Raw genomic sequence first — 17,577 nt, 5'->3', positions numbered from 1 at the left:
ATGGTATCATTCCCCTCGTTCACTGAGAAGTGTGAAAGAGCGCCAATTTTGTATCTTATCGATATTAATTAGCTCAAATGACTAATTTAAAAGCGCTCTTAATGAGCGCTTTTATCAATGTGTTTTAGTTATTTTTTTAGTGTATGGATAGCGTTGTCTGTCTCTACCTATATACACTTCTTTTTGACTTGAGCTATGAACGGATACAAGAAAGCAATACGACCACAATAGAACAGGGTAAAGGCGAGCCAAAGTCCATGATTTCCCCATAAATCCACGCTAAGTGCTTGCACGACAAGAAACACAATTAGTGTCGCGATACTTGAGTCTCTGACAGGCCTTGTCGTTCCTGTACCCGTAAAGATGCCGTACACGGTCAAGCCGAAACCTGCCACTAGAGGGAACATTAGTAGCCATGGCGTCATTTCCTGATACAAGTCGACGATGGTCTCTAGGCTTGTAAATAGGTAAACCCATTGAGTCTGAAATAGAGCGATGACGAGTGTGAGCAGAATAATTGAGCCAGCAGTCCATTGAAAGTTGAGCCTCAAAACGCGATCAAGCATGGATGGATTTTTCTCACCGACTGCTTTTCCTGCGAAGACACTCGATGCATTCGCCACGCCGTCAAAAAGGTAGCTGACGATAAAGGTTATCTGCATCAGGATGGCGTTAGTCGCGAGAGTGTCGGTACCAAGCTGAGCGCCCGTTCGTGCCATCATGTTGAAGAAGGTGAGCAAGCAAATCGTGCGCAGCAGTAGATCTGTATTTGATGAGACGATGGTCGCAAGATCGCTTTTGCTCATCTTTGACGCTGACATGAGCGATGACAGTGATACCCCTGAAGTTCTCAGAACCAAACTCATACCGATGGCAAACATCACTATTTGAGCGATTAAACTTGCATAGGCAACCCCGGCGACGCCAAGGTCAAAATACAATACAAATACAGCATCAAGCACGATATTAAGAACGTTGCCAAAGACTTGGGTATAAAGTGTTTCTTTCGCTTTCGCTTGACCCATCAACCAACCGATCACCGTGTAGTTGAGCAGGACAAACGGGGCGCCAAAGATAAGAATAGAAAAGTAGATCTCAGCTTGCTGCGCCACATCGGCTTCGGGTTCAATAATCCAGAGAGCACCTTGCCAGAGCAAAGATTGCAGGACAATAAACACCAGGCCAACTGAGGCTGCGAGTACAAACGGTCTCATCAGGCTGCTTGCCAGAAGACTTTGATCACCTCTTCCAAGAGCCATCGCACTTTGACCCGTCGTGCTGACGCGAAAGAAGCCAAACAACCAATACAAGGTATTCATAATTACCGTACCGACGGCAACGCCGGCAATAAGCTCAGCAATGCCTAACTGGCCGATGACGGCAGTGTCTACCGCGCCAAGCAGTGGCTGAGTGACGGTAGAGATAATAAAGGGCAGGGCAATCTTGTAATAGTCTTTGTGAGAGATAGTCATAATAGATAGTAGCGAGTGGCCAGCGATAGCACTTATTGATGGCAATGAGAATGATTTGCGTTAGAGGATGATAGTCGGTTCCGTGAGCAGTGTCACCAAAAGAATTGTGGATATTGATTGAAAGGTTAGAAAGCCAGCAAAGAGAATACCGCCCCAGATGTCGACCTGAGACGGTATTTGCGATGGTACTCAGTATGTTAGGGGGGCGACTAACCTTTAAACCAGTAGCCGCCTAAAAGTGGGTTGGATGAGGTTACTTTGAGTGTGTCGCCATCCGTTTCAAGCGTCTGAGGTTCAATCATGACTAATACCTCTTGGTCAAAACAAAAACCAGCTTCAAATTTGACCTCGTTGGCACCCATTTTCTGGCCGGCTTGCATGCAATTCGCTAGCTCAACATAAATCTGCTCACCAGATTGCACAATTGTGAGCCTAGACTCTTCTGAATTGCGGTATGTGCCACTTAGCTCTTCAATAGCGATCCAATCAGTTGGAGCGTGAGTTCGTAACTCAACACTATCTGATCCCGATTCACAGTGATATACACCGTTTAACTCACATTGGATCTCACCTTGATTGAAGCTTAGCTTACCAGACTGTTCACTGTAGTCGCCGGTGTAGACGGTTGATGATTCATTAGCGTCGGTCACGGTCAGGTAAAATGCGCCTTCGTTGACAGTAAGCCCCAAGTGCATTGGCTCTGAATCTATCAGTTGGCTACCTACGTATTGACCCTGGTAGGTAGAAACAAAGTCACCTTGGCTCATTGCAGAGCTTGAATCTGAACTGTCATTACAGCCTGCTAAAACCGCGGTCGCAGCACTCAGTAGTAATAGCTTTTTCATGCCGACTCCTTAAAACAGTTCGTTTAGCTTGTAGCGAACCCACTCTGATTTAGCTACAGAACCTTGAACGTTAGCTTGAATCGCACTGATGGTGACATATCCTTGGCCAACAGCAATGCCTTCACTGTTTTCTGACTGATCAGCGTAGTTCGCGTCAGAATCCATGCTGATGCCTGCTTTGTCTTTATATATGCTTCTGGCGATAGCCATGGCTTCGTCCATCGTCAGACTTGGGTCATGTTTCATCATTTCTATTGCGACGTAACCCATAAACATCTCGCTTGAGGCTAGGTCGTCGGTGAACTTGACGATCATGTTGTCGTGGCCTGCGTTCCAACCCACTTGGGTGTGTTTGAATCCGCGATGATTCGCTGGATCTTCAGGAATGTTAACGTTAAGACCAGTGAACTTAGGCAATAGTGGTGCGCCGTCTGCTGTCTTTTCAACAAGTTGATCAAGAAGCTCAACAACGATGTTTGCAACGTCTTGTGCTTTGCTGGCTTCGCCATCGTAAGCGCTTACAGCAATCGCAGGGATGCCACGTGCAATAGAGGCATTAGTTGCACCAAGCGTACCCGACATGTTGGTTGAGTAACCCACGTTGTTGCCTTCATTAGGGCCAGAGATAACGAGGTCAGGTTGCTTGCCCCAACGCTCCATAGCGTAGACATCGATACCATACAGCGCAGCCATTGTTGGTGTGCCTTCTGTGTAGTCTTCGAAAGCGACGGTTGTGTCAGTATCACCCACACAAACTTGGTCTTTGTCGAGTTGAGTTCGGTCAACCGATACTTCTTTCATAAAGTGGATAGCTCCACCTTTGCCACTTTGTCCCGTGCATGGCGCGGACATAATCACGTCGTGTCCCGCGGCTTTAAGTGTCGTATGAAGAGTCTGAATATTGGTCGTTGACCAGCTGTCATCGTTAGTCAAAACAATATTCAGTGCGTTTGCTTGAGCACTGATCCCTAAACCGATTGCCAATGTCAACGCAGCAAACTTGGTGTTCATAGTATTTCCCTTTATGTGCTTGAAAAGTTGATAGTTAAGCTAGAGGGGATTGATGACGGTTATGTTAAAACGAGATTGCTTAGTGGTTAGAGATGTCTCTAAGTTTAACTGTCTGTTTTTATGATAAAAATATCTTGGCTTAGTTGATGTTGATAGCGACCTGTCTTTGGGTCTCGGCTCTTTTGGAACAGATAGGGATTCGCTAATTCACCAAAGTACGCCAACATCTCATCTTTAATTTTGTTTCGGTTTTGATCGAGCGTTTTAGCTTTTAATCCGTGTAGCTCAAGCTCATTAATTGCTCTGGCATGCCCACCAAAACAGCGCATGATTTGCGCCAGTTCTCGACCCTTTTCAATATCGGGCTTTGAGATTGAAGGATTGATGTAGGCAGGAAGGTCGTCGATGCTTCTTTTTACATACCAGTAGTAATAGAAAAAAGGTGTTTTGGGCATCTGCAGGGTGTGGCCATCAAGACTGATTGACCGTTCGAGCAAGTTGATGGTTAGTACCGAAGTAGGCACCGATTGCGTGTTACTGGGTTCAGACTGACTGTCGGCTGCAGTCTCTATCGAGAGCGAATCTTTTTGGCTTGGCAATGGCTCCAACTCGACATCATATTCATGCCCCGATGTAACAGGATCTAGTTTGGTGCGCGTGGTTGCTGATGAATGCAAAACGCAATAGGTACTAGCTGCACACAGTGCGCTGATAGCAATCATTATGGATAAAGATAGGTTTGAGATTGTTGAGGAGATTATCCAGTTCAAAGCGTAATGCTCATCCCCCAGTTTAAAGAGAAGATCCGCCGAATATTGCGACGTGGCTGCAGTTAGAGATATCTCTAAAATTTCGATGTTGCTAATAATAGGCGAACCAAACACTGAAAATAAACGAAAAGACTCAATCCAACGCTTCAATACGGATTCAGAATGCACTAACAGCTGTGTGACGTCGTAGCTGTTAACAAGCGCATCATTTAGAGCAACTGGTAAATGCTGAGCAAGCAAGGTTTGGATAGCAAAATGTAACGCGTAGTCATATAGGTACATCAAAGCACCCAAAACAGCTACGCCGAGACAAGTCGATAGTATTAGCGTTTTTTGCTTTTGGGAGACGGAGGCAAAGGACATGATCTTTAGGTCTTCTTTTTATTGAGTGCAGGTATCAATGTTGATGTGGGTGTTATCTAACAGCTGGTGCATTGGCTTTGATTGCCTCATCTTCGCGAGTAGGGATACGCTAGCAGCACATTTGATGGAGTTAGGAACCGCGTTGGAAATGTACCAACTGCCCGCTGAAGGGATGGTCTTCAATTCGATACGTTGTCCTTCAGGCCATCCCGTAAGTTCAGGCTCAATACCGATCGCTGGGATAAAATCGACGCTCTTTGAGGTGAACGCGTTGATAAGATCATTGCGGTGATGAAACCAGTGTGTGTTGGTGTTATCTAATGTGACGCCGCGTTTTCTGAGTTCTACTTCCGGAATCAAAAATCCAGACTGGCTGCGCTTATCATCGAGAAGACCTATGTTTCTTTTGTATAAGGTGGTCGCCGACAATCTATTGATGGGGATATGAGCGTATAGATAGACGGTGTATGGGGGGAGAATTAAACCTTGCTGATAAAATGTTTCATGATCAGGTAGCAAGCCGTTTAGTACTCGCGGTCGACTAAATAACATATCAAACTGCTGAGAGAGGATGTCGTCAGAGGAAATATTCTCGCGTGGTTTCCAAGATAGTTCTACATGAGCATAGTCGCTGCCTACAAGCACAGATTCGCAAAAAAAAGTCGTCAGTTCGTTGGCTTGCCAGTCTGACGGTGTGTAGATGCGAAACGTTTGGTCGCCTATTGGCTTGATGACATTACAGCTGAGTTGATTGAGATTAAGTGGTGCGCTTGTCACAAGTGAATATGGCATGACCAGCAAAACGCCAATCGATGATAATGCGATTAGGGCTGTCCATAGCACCATTATAAAACGGGAGTTGTTGAGCATAGTCCTTCCTTGATAATCAAAGAATCGTACGCGACCAATGTTACGCTTGAGTGACTAGGGTAGTGCTAACTCTCCTTTAGTAAAGATTGCGCAGCAAAAATGTTATGTTATAACATTACCCTAAATTATCTCGAGTGAGATAAATAGAACTTACTAAGGAGATTAAGTAACCCCATGTCATCAACGCTAATCATCAACGCAAAAGTCGTCAACGAAGGCGAAGTTCGAGAGACGGACGTGCGTATTAAAGGACAACGCATCGAGCAGGTAGCGCCAAATCTTAGTGCTCTGCCTAACGAGCTAGTGATTGACGCAAAAGGGGCCTACTTGATGCCTGGCATGATTGATGACCAGGTACATTTTAGAGAGCCAGGGCTCACTCATAAAGGCTCGATTGCAACGGAGTCATTGGCTGCAGTCGCTGGTGGTATAACAAGTTATATGGAGATGCCCAACGTTAGCCCTTCGACTACAACCATTGAAGCGCTTGAGCAGAAATACGCTATCGCTGCAAAAAATTCTGCCGCCAACTATGCCTTCTATCTTGGTGCGACAGAAGATAATTTGGAGCAAATCAAAAGACTGGATCCTAGCAAACACTGCGGCGTGAAAGTCTTTATGGGGGCATCAACAGGTGATCTCTTAGTGGAGCATCCGGAAGCGTTAGACAAGATTTTTCGTGATTCTCCTGTATTGATCGTAACGCACTGTGAAAGTGGCGCAGTGATCGCTGAGAACAAAGCTCGTTTGCTTAAGACTCACTCTGAATTCACCATTGACGATCATCCTTTACTGCGTGATGACAAAGCATGTTATGCCTCTTCATCTTATGCGGTCGATCTGGCGAAGAAACATCAAAGTCAGCTGCATGTTCTGCATATCACGACAGAAAAAGAGTTGAGCTTGTTTGAGGCTGGTCCTGTTGCCGGGAAGAACATTACCGCTGAGGCTTGTGTGCATCATTTGTGGTTTACCAATCTAGACTATGCGGAGAAGGGTAACCTCATTAAGTGTAATCCAGCGGTCAAATATCAAAGTGATCGTGATGCGATTATTGAAGCGATTAAGGCGGGTCAAATCGATATTATTGCGACTGACCATGCCCCACATACGTTTGAAGAGAAGCAAGTTGAATACGACAAAGCACCAGCGGGTTTGCCATTGGTGCAGCACGCACTGCTTACACTTATGGATCACGTCCATTACGGTCGATTGAGTGTGAGTGACGTGGTCGAAAAGACGGCGCATAACCCTGCCATTCGCTACGGAGTCGAGAACCGAGGGTTTATTCGTGAAGGTTACTATGCTGACCTTGTCTTGATTGATTGTGATTCAGTCACACCAGTGACACACGAAAACAGCTTCTACCATTGTGGCTGGTCACCCTTTGCTGGGCACTCTTTCGCATCTCGCATTAAGCGTACCTGGGTAAATGGTCAAATAGTATTTGACGACACCCAACCACTGCTCGTAGATTCCAATGCTATGCCGCTGTCGTTTAGCCGCTAATCCTGAAGTTGTAGAGGCACCAAAATGTTAAGAAAAAACCCAACTGGTCATATGCCTGTCGTATCCGAAAATGCCTTTGTTGATCCTACCGCGATCATCTGTGGGAAAGTTGTCATAGAGGACAATGTGTTTATCGGTCCTTATGCAGTGATTCGAGCGGATGAAGTGAATGATGAGGGTGATATGGAACCCATCACCATCAAACGCGATACCAATATTCAAGATGGTGTGGTGATCCACTCTAAGGTAGGAGCGGCCGTGACGATTGGTGAACGTTCTTCCATTGCTCACCGCTCAATCATTCATGGTCCTTGTGAGGTGCAAGATGATGTGTTTATCGGCTTCAACTCCGTCGTATTTGATACCGTGATTGGTAAAGGCTGCGTCATTCGCCACAACTGCGTTATTGATGGGCTAGACTTGCCTAACGACTTCCATGTTCCGCCAATGACGAACATTGGCGCTGACTTTGATCTCAACAGCATTTCAAAAGTACCACCAAAGTACTCCGCTTTTTCAGAGTCTGTTGTGTCAGCGAACCACACGTTAGTGCAAGGTTATAGGAGAATCGCAAATGAGCTCTGAGAGCACGGTTATTGAAAGCGTACCAACGAACATCATCACCGGCTTTCTTGGTGTCGGCAAAACATCGGCAATCTTACATCTACTCAAGAATAAACCTGCAGATGAGCGCTGGGCTGTCCTTGTGAATGAGTTTGGAGAGATTGGTGTCGATGGCAGCTTAGTACAAGGACAATCTGGTGAGGCCGAGCAGGTCTTTATTCGCGAAGTGCCTGGCGGCTGTATGTGCTGTGCAGCGGGACTTCCAATGCAAATTGCGCTTAACCAGCTATTGCACGAGGCCAAACCTGATCGTTTACTTATTGAGCCGACAGGGCTTGGGCACCCAAAAGAAGTACTCGAAGTGCTGTCCTCTGAACATTACCGAAAAGTCTTATCGCTGCAAAAGACACTGACGTTGGTTGATGCTAGAAAGCTTTCTGATACGCGCTACACAGACCACGCAACATTCAATCAGCAAATAGCCATTGCGGATATCGTCGTAGGTAGCAAAATTGACTTGTACCAAGCCGACGAGAAGCAATCACTGAAAAACTATGTAGAGAAGGTAGGCCATCCTGAGGCTCAACTGATATTTGCAGAACATGGCAATATTCCGTTTTCGGCCTTTGAAGGAGCAACACTCGCGAACGATCAGCATCACCATCATCACCACCATCATCATTCTTCAAAACCGCTTGCGTCTGAATTGCCGATGCCGGAGAGCGGTCTGATCAAGGCAGAGAATGAAGGGGAAGGATTTAAGAGTGTTGGCTGGCGATTTGCACCAGACAAAGTCTTTGACCGCCAAAAACTAGCGCTGCTGCTCTTAGACTTGGATGTCGAGCGTATGAAGGCGGTGTTTATCACCAATATGGGGATTTTTGGTTACAACCTGACATCAGACGGGATAACCGAAATGGAGCTGGATGATTGTGCCGAAAGTCGAATTGAGCTCATTGCTCATAAGCTTGATGAGAGCATCGAACAGCGACTCCTTGCTTGTGTCACCAGTGTTTAGCAGTCTTATATCTCAATCACTCTGTACTTAAGTAAAAAGGCGGGACTTTAGTCCCGCCTTTTTGATCTCTAGCTCACACGGACGATGCGTTTCTCTGCCATCGCCATCGCAATATTGCTCTGACAATAAGCACTCTCATTGATGAAGTGGGGATAGACGGTTTCTTCACCTTGCCAGTGCACATCGTAGCCAAGGAAGGTCGCTAGAATAGGTTCGCCCGGTTCTACGGCGACAAAGTCACGGCCACAAAGCGTTGGGTGGACGGTCGCAAGGCGCATTCCATCGATATCGAGTGGAAACATGACCTCTTCAATATATCCATAAGCTTCATAGTCGCTGAGCTTAACTGTATGGTTTAAGTTTGTGTTTTCTATGTAGTCGAGTACTGCGGTGAGTAAATTCTTCATTAGCTCAAGCGTTTCGTACTTGAGGGAGCCATGAGCTTGCGCGCCGACTTCAAGCATTAATCCATGCTGACCAGTCGTACACAAATAAGGCTGGTCTTGCCAAGACTTACGATCTTCAAACAGGATATTCGCTTCAGGCATGCGTTGTTTGATGTAGGCGCCCATCTTTGTGTAGTAAGGGTCGCTGGAAAGTAGAATCAGGGTTGCGCCCATATTGCTGGTGGTGTTGTGTAGGTCAATAATCAATTGATTTTCATTGCCAGCGTGTTGCTTAACAAACTCAGCGGCCAATCGTTTTTCGTTGGCATCCGATGTTAAATCCGCAGCAGAGAAGGCACGATTCAAGTCTATGTCGACAAAGCGAGTATTTTTCTTCACTGCAAGAGGGTTAGCGACCGTGCTTTTGACCTGAAATGTTGATCGGTCGGCTTGATATACGCCATCCCGAATGAGTTTTTGTAAGTAAAGACCTGAAAGCTCGTTGCCATGTGTGCCAGCAACAAGTAGTACCTGATTAATTGAGGGGGGAGCCATATCTAGATCTACCAAATTTGAATATTTGAAATGTTATAACATAACGTTTTAAATAAAATCTAGAGTTGGCTTAGTAATAATAAAAAAACGCCGCTGACGTACACGTAAGCGGCGTTCTTAGAACAGTTTAGCGTTTTTACTCGCCTTTAGATTTATTGCGGATTGCACGCATCATCTTGAGACGGCGCTCTGCAGAGCTTTGCTCTTGCTGAGGATTGTTCTTACGACCTTGGCGATCTTTATAAGCAGGCTTGCTGTGCATCTTTGTCAGCAGGGCATCACGGCTTTTTGGCTCGTAGCCAGCAAGTTGGATACGTTTGATACGCTGCTGAATGAGGTTTTCAACCTGAACCAGCGTTAGCTCTTCATCACGACTTACAAAAGAAACAGCATGGCCTTGTTGTCCAGCACGGCCAGTACGACCGATGCGGTGAACGTAATCTTCGGCAAGGAATGGCATGTCGTAGTTCACTACGTGCGGTAGACCTTGGATATCAAGACCGCGCGCTGCAACTTCTGTCGCGACCATGACACGTGCTTTGCCCGACTTAAATTCTTCTAGTGCACGGCGGCGTGAGCTTTGTGCTTTATCACCGTGGCAAAGAACCGCCTTGATGCCATCAAGCTTAAGCTCCTTAACGACGTCGTTTGCGGTTTCTTTGTAGTTTACGAATACTAAAACTTGCTGCCAGTTTTTACGGCCAATAAGTTCAGAAAGTAGCTCTAGCTTGCGCTCTTCATCAACAGGGTAAACCACGTGAAAAACCGTCGCTGCGGTTGAGTTTTCTTCGTTTACAATAATGCGCTTCGGCTTGCGAAGAAGATCTTGTGCTAACGCATTCATTTGCGCTGAAGAGGTTGCAGAGAACAGCATGGTTTGCGGATGCTCCGCGATGCCGCTCATGATAGTGCGGATAGCGCCGATGAAGCCCATATCCAGCATGCGGTCTGCTTCATCGAAAACGAGGAACTCAAGGTTTGCGAGGTTGAGATTACCAAGTTCAATGTGCTCAATCAGGCGGCCTGGGGTTGCTACCAACACATCAGTACCGTTCTCAAGCTTGCGCTCTTGAGATGACATTTTTGCACCGCCGTAAACAGCAGTGACCTTTAGGTCAACATACTTAGTATAGTCAGCAATATTGTTGGCAATCTGATCAACAAGCTCGCGCGTTGGCGCCAGAATCAGTGCGCGAGTAGTCGCACGGCCAACTTGCTTTGGTGCATCCAGCAATTGCTGGATGATTGGCAAAGAGAATGCAGCCGTTTTACCCGTTCCCGTTTGTGCATGAGCAAGGATATCGTGTCCGCGACGTGCATGAGGGATCGCCTGTTGCTGAACAGGGGTGAGTTTTTCATAGCCGCACTCAGTGAGGGCTTGTGCTATCTCTGGTGAAAAACCTTGTGATGAAAATGACATTCTATGTTCCTAAAAGCAGATGACCGTGTTCTCTTGACCACAACAGAGTAAGTTTAGAGCGTCATGGTCAAGATGGCCGCTGATTATAAGGGAAATCTTCTTATAAGTGGCGACTAATTTCGGATCTTTTCTTCATATAGGTAATGAGCCCCGCTAATACCTATGGGTATGTCTCAATTTTGCTACTTTAATCCTTGAGTATTAGTCTCGACTGGGCTCTTACTACATGACTCCTATACTGAAGCGTACATGGATTTGAACTGTATCTGTTCAGGGTGAGGTTGGTAGCTAAGTAAATTCTTGCTAACTATCGATAGATACAGGAGTTTTGTCATCGGATAGGGGATGTCAGCGATGAAAGTCGGTCACAATGGGCACGCGATCCATCTAAAGCAGCAGCTAGAACAGCATTTGGATAGCAAGGATGAGAGTCGCGAAGCACAGGCGAAGTTGAATAGCGCGTTGCAACCTCGATGTCCGGCATATCTCGATGACATCGTTCAACCTCTGCTCAACCACTGTAGCGATGGCCTTATCGTGATGGATAAAAGCGGCGAGTTGGTGTGGTACTCGGATCACCTTGCTAGCTTGTTTGCACTTTCTAGCGATCTTGCTTTCGAACAGATCCTTTCCTCTTTACCAGCCCCAATAGAAAAGTTTATTCGAGACTACAGTGTTTCAGTTAGACAAGCGGATGGGTTTGGCGTACGTAACTTTGATTTGCGAACCCCAAGCTCTGCTTACAATTTGGCAAAAGGTCTTGGTGGCTCGGGAAATGTGCGGGTGTGCCGCTTTCCATTAATAGTGGAAGGCGAGCTGTATGGCAGCGGCTTTATTGTTTCCGATGAAACCCAAAAAGTCGCTAATCGTCGTGACATTGAGCTTGCGATGCAGGTATTTAGTGAGGGTAGTCAGGCCATTATCATTACCGACAAAGAGCACGTAATCACATTTGTTAACCGAGCGTTTAGCGACATTTCTGGTTACCAATCTGCGGAAGTTATTGGTCAGCACGTAAGCGTGTTTTTTGACTCTGACGAGAAAAGCTATTTTGGTCGACAGCAGCTCAAACATCTTGCCAGAGATCACCACTGGGAAGGCGAGATCCAGTCGATGTCAAAAGAAAGGGTGCGCTATCTTCAATGGGTAAACATCAGTGCGTATCCAAAGCATGCGGACAAACCAAGTAACTATATTGTTGTATTTCAAGATATTACAGAATCCAGACGCCGAGAAAAGCGCATCGAGAAACTTGCGTATTACGACACATTAACCGGATGCGGCAACCGCTTAGCGATGCGAAAATTCTCAAGTCAGTTGATTCAAAACAGTCAAAGTAAAGGCACTCCAAGTAGCTTTGCACTGCTGTTTATTGATATTGATGGCTTTAAGCTTATCAATGACACCTATGGCCATGATGCCGGCGACAAAATTCTCAAGTACCTCACACGGCGAATTAATGGGATTACTCGTCGTAGCGATCGCCTGTTTCGTATTGGTGGTGATGAGTTTATCTTGTTTTTAATCGATGCGGATGCCAGCCTGACACAAAGTAAAGCACAGCAAGTTATCGATGTGATTACGCGTCCTTTTCAGCTTGATCGAAATGCCATTGCGACCTCAATTTCTATCGGCATTGTTAACTACCCAGAAGACGGTCAGGAGTTAAACAGTTTACTCAAACACGCGGATGCAGCGATGTACAAAGCAAAAGCCGTGGGTAAAGGAACATTTGAGTACTGTGATCCTGAGCTATTGAGCAAGTTTAGCCGCGAGTTTCGCATCAAGAAGCAGCTCTATACGGCACTCCAGAATCAGGAGCTACAGCTATACTTTATGCCGCAGGTCTCAATGAGTACCGGAGAAGTGGTGAGTGTTGAGGCACTTATGCGTTGGACGAATAAGGAATTTGGGCAACTTTCACCGGCAGAATTTATTCCTATCGCCGAGCGTAGTGGGATGATTCACCATTTTACCCGCTGGGTAATAGAAAACGTGACGCAATCTTTAGACACCTTGTCACAAAGTGGACTAAAGATGATTCCATGCTCAATTAATATCTCGCCAGCGGATTTTGCTAGCGCAACATTTTTTAACTCATTGACTGAATTGATAAAAAACAGTCACCCGCAACATATAACACTGGAGATCACGGAAACATTATTAGTTGAAGATAGAGAAGAAACATTAAATAAGTTACTGAAGTTAAAAGATATCGGTGTCAGTATTTCATTAGATGATTTTGGAACGGGCTTTTCTTCAATGAGCTATCTTACTGATTTCCCAATAGATGAGATTAAAATAGACAAAACCTTTGCCGATACTTTGCTACAAAGTAAGCGCTCGCAGGATATTTATCATGCTTTGATCCAGCTCTCAAACTCGTTAGGCTGTCGATGTGTGGCTGAAGGGGTTGAAAATAATGAGCAATTTGAATGGCTTAAGAGTAATAGCTGTGATTTATCACAAGGCTTTCTACACTATAAACCTATGCCATTGAGTGAGTTGCAGAAGTTATTGAAGACTCGGCATTGAGTACATCACATAGTTTTTGGCGTTTATTCGATAGTAAGTAAAAATGAAACTGAGTGAGTATTTAACTGTGTTCACTAAGCAAAGTTGTTTATTTGGTTGTGGCAACTTATTGATGTTAAAAGCATTGGTTTCATAGAGTTTGTTTATTTCACGATCGCATTCAAATAATGATGTAAAAATCGGTAAATACGATTCTAATTGCCGAAAAGTTAGGCTATTATTGGCAACTTGTCAGGACAGTGACGTCCAGTAATTAAATTTAACTTAGCTTAACTTGTTGTAATAATGGTAAAAAGTATTTTTTCGCCGTTGTGGGTGTTGGCATTGACGGCCGTTGTACTGTTTTCCCACAGCGCACGTAGCGAAGTAAAATTAGAATCAGGTACGATTAAACGTATTTATAGCAGTGCACAACTCGACGGAGTGGTTGATTTTCAATTATTTAAGGATGCGTACCTTGCTTATGAGAAAACCACCAACCGCAGTAAGTCGTTGTTGACCATCATCGACTATTCAAAACCATCGACGGAAAAACGCTTTTTTGTCATTGATATGGATAAGAAATCGTTAGTGTTTAACACTTATGTCTCTCATGGCGTGAACAGTGGTGAGAAAACAGCGACTAAGTTCTCTAATATTATTAACTCTCGCAAGACATCTTTAGGCACCTTTTTAACCGATTCGACTTACTATGGCTCGAACGGCTACTCTTTACGCTTGGATGGATTGACGAAAGGTATCAACGATAATGCTCGAGAGCGTTACATTGTTGTTCATGGCGCAGATTACGCGAATGAGTCGTTTCTTAAGCAGAATGGCTACCTAGGGCGCAGTTGGGGCTGCCCGGCATTGCCTGAGCATTTGTCGCGACAAATTATCGATACTATCAAAGGCGGAAGCGTTATTTACGCGAGTGCTTAATATAATAAATAGCTGAGTTTTAATAGCTTAGTTAATTGATTAGTAAGAAAAAGGCTCACATATATCGTGAGCCTTTTTTGTATTTGGTAAATTAACTTGGTTTCGCTTTATTAGGGCGGGAGCGATTTGGTCTTGGTTTGCGAGACTTGTTCGCTGCTTGTTCTCCACCATTATTTGGCTTGCGCTTGAAACTTCTTGGCTTGCGTGGCTTGTCTGAACCTTTGTTTTCCTTTGAAGCTGCGCCATTGTCTTGCTTTTGCTGACCTTGTGCCTTCTGCGGCTGTGGCTTTTTCGGCTTCTTAGGTTTTTTCGCTTTGATTGGGCGAGTATCGAGTTTTGATTCCGGCAGTTCATGAACGGGTTTGAAGCCCTCCAGTTCATGTCTTGGCAGCAACTTACCAATCAAACGCTCGATAGAAAACAGCTCTTTCGCTTCGTCTGCACAAACCAGTGAGTAAGCGTTACCCGTTTCACCAGCGCGGCCAGTACGACCGATACGGTGCACGTAGTCTTCAGATACGTTTGGCAAGTCGAAGTTGACCACCTGTGGCAGTTGAGGGATGTCCAGACCGCGCGCGGCGATATCGGTGGCGACCAATACGCGGACTTCACCACTTTTAAAGTTAGCCAGTGCGGTCGTGCGAGCACTTTGGCTCTTGTTCCCGTGTATTGCCATAGCTGTAATGTCTTGGCCTTCTAGGTAACGAGCAAGACGGTTGGCACCATGCTTAGTTCGGCTAAATACCAGCACCTGCTTCCAGTCACCATCGTGGATAAGCTTGGCAAGCATCGCGGGCTTTTGCTTTTTATCAGCAAGGTAAATACTTTGCTCAACTAATGCTGTGGTTGAGTTTGGTGGCGTCACTGACACTTCTACCGGATCGTTGACTAGGCCTTTGGCTAGGTCACGGATCTCGTTTGAGAAGGTGGCTGAGAATAGTAAGTTCTGACGCTTTTCAGGTAGTAGGTCGAGAATCTTTTTAATGTCACGATAAAACCCCATGTCCAGCATTCTATCGGCTTCATCGAGTACCAGTACTTCCAATTGAGAAAACTTGATGGCGTTTTGCTGATACAAATCCAACAGGCGACCTGGTGTTGCCACCATAACATCGCAACCTTTGCGGAGCTTCATCATCTGTGGGTTAATTTTTACGCCACCGTATACACACTGAGAAGTCAGTGGTAGATGAACGCTGTATTTGAATACGCTCTCGTGAACCTGTGCTGCCAGCTCGCGAGTCGGCGTTAAAATCAGCGCACGAATGTGGTTACTCTTGACGCGAGTACCGTTGTCGAGATTTTGAATCAGTGGTAGAGCAAAGCCAGCGGTTTTGCCAGTGCCCGTTTGAGCGGCTGCCATGACATCTTTGCCTTCAATGACGGCAGGAATAGCTTGCTCTTGGATGGGCGATGCTTTCTCGTAACCTAATTCTTTAATCGCGCGCAGAATAGGTTGGGAAAGACCTAAAGAATCAAAACTCATAGTGATACTCAGTTTAAGAAAAGAGGAGGGCAGATCGCCGTGACGTGCCGTAAACCCAAGAATAGGGCAAGGCGGGCTATTCTGCGTGGTTTTGTGATGAAGTTCAATACAATTTTGGTTGCATTATTTCAGCGATTTAGGCTCAAAGCAGTATTGAATTTACCCGCTAAGGTGTTTATATTGTCGCCGCCTTAGACAGGCACACCCTAAAATGCACACTCGCCATCCCGCCTCCATTGGTGCATTTATATTGGTGTTAGAACTTTCCCATGCAAACGACAATGCGTCCTTTAAATCGCTTTACCCGTGAATCGGGTGCTCTTATGAACCTGTCGGTTCCTATTATTCTTACCCAGCTTGCTACTCAGGCAATGGGTTTTGTTGATACCACCATGGCTGGCCAAGTCAGTGCGGCTGATCTTGCCGCGATTGCTCTGGGAGCAAGCTTGTGGATCCCGGTACTTCTTCTGCTACGCGGCATTATTATGGCTTTAACGCCAGTGGTGGCGTTTCATCGAGGTGCTCGTGATTTTGATAGTATCTCTATCGAGTTCTTCCAAATGGTATGGCTGGCGCTCACTTCAAGTGCTTTGTTGATTGCCTATTTGGTTAGCGCAAAACCGATCCTAGAGTGGATTGGTGTGGCATCGGAAATCATTCCTATTGCCAGTGATTACGCTTACGCATTGGCGTTCGGCGTGCCCGGGATTGCGCTGTTTTATACCTTAAACGGCTTTTGTGAAGGTATGAACAATACCAAGGCGCCAATGATCATTTCCGTGATTGGCCTATTAGTAAACATTCCTGTTAACTATGTGCTTATTTACGGTAAGTTTGGCTTCCCTGAACTGGGCGCTGTAGGTTGTGGCTGGGCGACCAGTTTGGTGTATTGGTTGATGTCTGCGCTGCTGTACTCATACATTCGTGGTCATCACCATTTTAAAACCATCATTCGCTTTAGCGATGTAAAGCCAAGGCTTGCTGAGATCTTCAACCTATTAAAGCTAGGTTTGCCTATTGGGATGAACATTGCGGTGTGCGGCAGCATCTTCGCAGTGATTGCACTTTTGATTGGTAGAATTGGCGCAGAAAACGTCGCAGCAGCACAGATTGCGCTTAACATTTCAAGTATGACCTATGTGATTCCAATGAGTATCTCTTTTGGTATTACCATTCGTGTTGGCCACGCTTTAGGTGCAAAAGATGACGCTGGCGCAGTGGAGCGAAGCAAAATCGGTATCGTGGTCGCGGCGATGTTGTCACTGTGTTCGGTGGCGATGTTCTTGCTGTTCCCGGATTGGATTATTCGTCTTTATACCACTGACCCAGCGGTGAGCGCGACGGCGGCTACCTTGCTAGTATTCACTGCTATGTATCAGTTTAGTGATGCGCTGCAGACCTCTGCCAACGGAGCACTGCGTGGCTATAAAGATACCAAGGTTCCGATGATTTTGGCGATTGCTTCTTATTGGGGCTTAGCTCTGCCGCTCGGTGTAGTGTTAGGACTGACGGATCACATAGTACCTGCCATGGGCGAGAAAGGCTTTTGGGTGGGCATACTTAGTGGATTGACGGTTGCTGCGTTACTCATGTTGCTGCGTTTACGAACGGTGATAAAGCGGCGTGATGCGCTGTTGGTAAATGGTGTTTAAACGACTGTACCTAGAATGAAATTGGGCGCGATAGATAGAGTTATTTATGGCGCCTTTTTCGTACCAAGGGCTTTCATTATATAGTAAGGAGTTCGACTTTCTGTTAGAAGGCTTCTGTTCCAACCCGCTATCATTAGCATTTTGTGACTTCCAGTACCGATAGACTGTTGAATGTCCCAATAAAGGTATAGAGTATTTGC

Annotated in this window: 14 protein-coding genes; 6 read left to right on the top strand and 8 right to left on the bottom strand. The window is 45.7% G+C overall.

Annotated features, from left to right (window positions below; translation table 11 throughout):
- Positions 1-167: 167 nt before the first annotated feature.
- The 5 genes from ACVA6Q_RS14380 to ACVA6Q_RS14360 all read right to left on the bottom strand — a co-directional run bounded on the left by ACVA6Q_RS14380 (position 168) and on the right by ACVA6Q_RS14360 (position 5,331).
- Positions 168-1,472: an MATE family efflux transporter gene (locus ACVA6Q_RS14380; protein WP_446647955.1), complete on the bottom strand. Its 1,305-nt coding sequence runs from the start codon at positions 1,470-1,472 to the stop codon at positions 168-170.
- A 209-nt stretch (positions 1,473-1,681) separates the two neighbouring features.
- Positions 1,682-2,317: a hypothetical protein gene (locus tag ACVA6Q_RS14375; RefSeq protein WP_353498261.1), complete on the bottom strand. Its 636-nt coding sequence runs from the start codon at positions 2,315-2,317 to the stop codon at positions 1,682-1,684.
- 9 nt (positions 2,318-2,326) lie between these two features.
- Positions 2,327-3,328, bottom strand: a complete 1,002-nt coding sequence (locus tag ACVA6Q_RS14370; protein WP_418641612.1) for a 5'/3'-nucleotidase SurE — start codon at positions 3,326-3,328, stop codon at positions 2,327-2,329.
- 104 nt (positions 3,329-3,432) lie between these two features.
- The gene (locus ACVA6Q_RS14365; RefSeq protein ID WP_446647954.1) at positions 3,433-4,380 is read right to left on the bottom strand and encodes a hypothetical protein; all 948 of its coding nucleotides are present in this window, start codon (positions 4,378-4,380) and stop codon (positions 3,433-3,435) included.
- A 99-nt stretch (positions 4,381-4,479) separates the two neighbouring features.
- Positions 4,480-5,331, bottom strand: coding sequence for a hypothetical protein (locus tag ACVA6Q_RS14360; protein ID WP_446647953.1), 852 nt, complete (start codon positions 5,329-5,331; stop codon positions 4,480-4,482).
- Between the two features lie 174 nt (positions 5,332-5,505).
- On the opposite strand from ACVA6Q_RS14360, the gene ACVA6Q_RS14355 reads away from it, so the two are divergent.
- Genes ACVA6Q_RS14355 through ACVA6Q_RS14345 form a run of 3 tightly spaced genes read left to right on the top strand, consistent with a single transcriptional unit; the run spans position 5,506 to position 8,422 of the window.
- Positions 5,506-6,840, top strand: a complete 1,335-nt coding sequence (locus ACVA6Q_RS14355; RefSeq protein ID WP_446647952.1) for a dihydroorotase — start codon at positions 5,506-5,508, stop codon at positions 6,838-6,840.
- Positions 6,841-6,864: 24 nt separating this feature from the next.
- The gene (locus ACVA6Q_RS14350; RefSeq protein WP_446647951.1) at positions 6,865-7,425 is read left to right on the top strand and encodes a carbonate dehydratase; all 561 of its coding nucleotides are present in this window, start codon (positions 6,865-6,867) and stop codon (positions 7,423-7,425) included.
- Positions 7,415-8,422: a CobW family GTP-binding protein gene (locus ACVA6Q_RS14345; protein WP_446647950.1), complete on the top strand. Its 1,008-nt coding sequence runs from the start codon at positions 7,415-7,417 to the stop codon at positions 8,420-8,422. Before ACVA6Q_RS14350 ends, ACVA6Q_RS14345 begins: the two co-directional genes overlap by 11 nt.
- A gap of 68 nt (positions 8,423-8,490) precedes the next feature.
- On the opposite strand, the gene ACVA6Q_RS14340 is transcribed toward ACVA6Q_RS14345, so the two are convergent.
- Positions 8,491-9,363 carry an aspartoacylase gene (locus ACVA6Q_RS14340; RefSeq protein WP_446647949.1) on the bottom strand — a complete coding sequence of 291 codons (873 nt, stop codon included), beginning with the start codon at positions 9,361-9,363 and terminating at the stop codon, positions 8,491-8,493.
- A 136-nt stretch (positions 9,364-9,499) separates the two neighbouring features.
- Positions 9,500-10,783 (bottom strand): DEAD/DEAH box helicase, encoded by a 1,284-nt coding sequence (locus tag ACVA6Q_RS14335; RefSeq protein ID WP_353498269.1) that lies wholly within the window; start codon positions 10,781-10,783, stop codon positions 9,500-9,502.
- 345 nt (positions 10,784-11,128) lie between these two features.
- Between ACVA6Q_RS14335 and ACVA6Q_RS14330 the strand changes: the two genes are divergently transcribed.
- Together ACVA6Q_RS14330 and ACVA6Q_RS14325 are read left to right on the top strand one after the other, a co-directional pair.
- The gene (locus ACVA6Q_RS14330) at positions 11,129-13,318 is read left to right on the top strand and encodes a putative bifunctional diguanylate cyclase/phosphodiesterase (RefSeq protein ID WP_446647948.1); all 2,190 of its coding nucleotides are present in this window, start codon (positions 11,129-11,131) and stop codon (positions 13,316-13,318) included.
- A gap of 285 nt (positions 13,319-13,603) precedes the next feature.
- Positions 13,604-14,239, top strand: a complete 636-nt coding sequence (locus ACVA6Q_RS14325; protein WP_353498271.1) for a murein L,D-transpeptidase catalytic domain family protein — start codon at positions 13,604-13,606, stop codon at positions 14,237-14,239.
- A 91-nt stretch (positions 14,240-14,330) separates the two neighbouring features.
- Here the strand turns inward: ACVA6Q_RS14325 and ACVA6Q_RS14320 are convergent, their stop codons facing one another.
- Positions 14,331-15,725 (bottom strand): DEAD/DEAH box helicase, encoded by a 1,395-nt coding sequence (locus tag ACVA6Q_RS14320; protein WP_446647947.1) that lies wholly within the window; start codon positions 15,723-15,725, stop codon positions 14,331-14,333.
- A gap of 269 nt (positions 15,726-15,994) precedes the next feature.
- Here ACVA6Q_RS14320 and ACVA6Q_RS14315 point away from each other — a divergent pair, with 269 nt between their 5' ends.
- Positions 15,995-17,377 (top strand): MATE family efflux transporter, encoded by a 1,383-nt coding sequence (locus ACVA6Q_RS14315; RefSeq protein ID WP_446647946.1) that lies wholly within the window; start codon positions 15,995-15,997, stop codon positions 17,375-17,377.
- Positions 17,378-17,577 lie beyond the last annotated feature (200 nt).

The sequence above is a fragment of the Vibrio sp. DNB22_10_4 genome (assembly GCF_052879755.1).
This window is presented reverse-complemented; position numbering and strand designations above follow the sequence as displayed.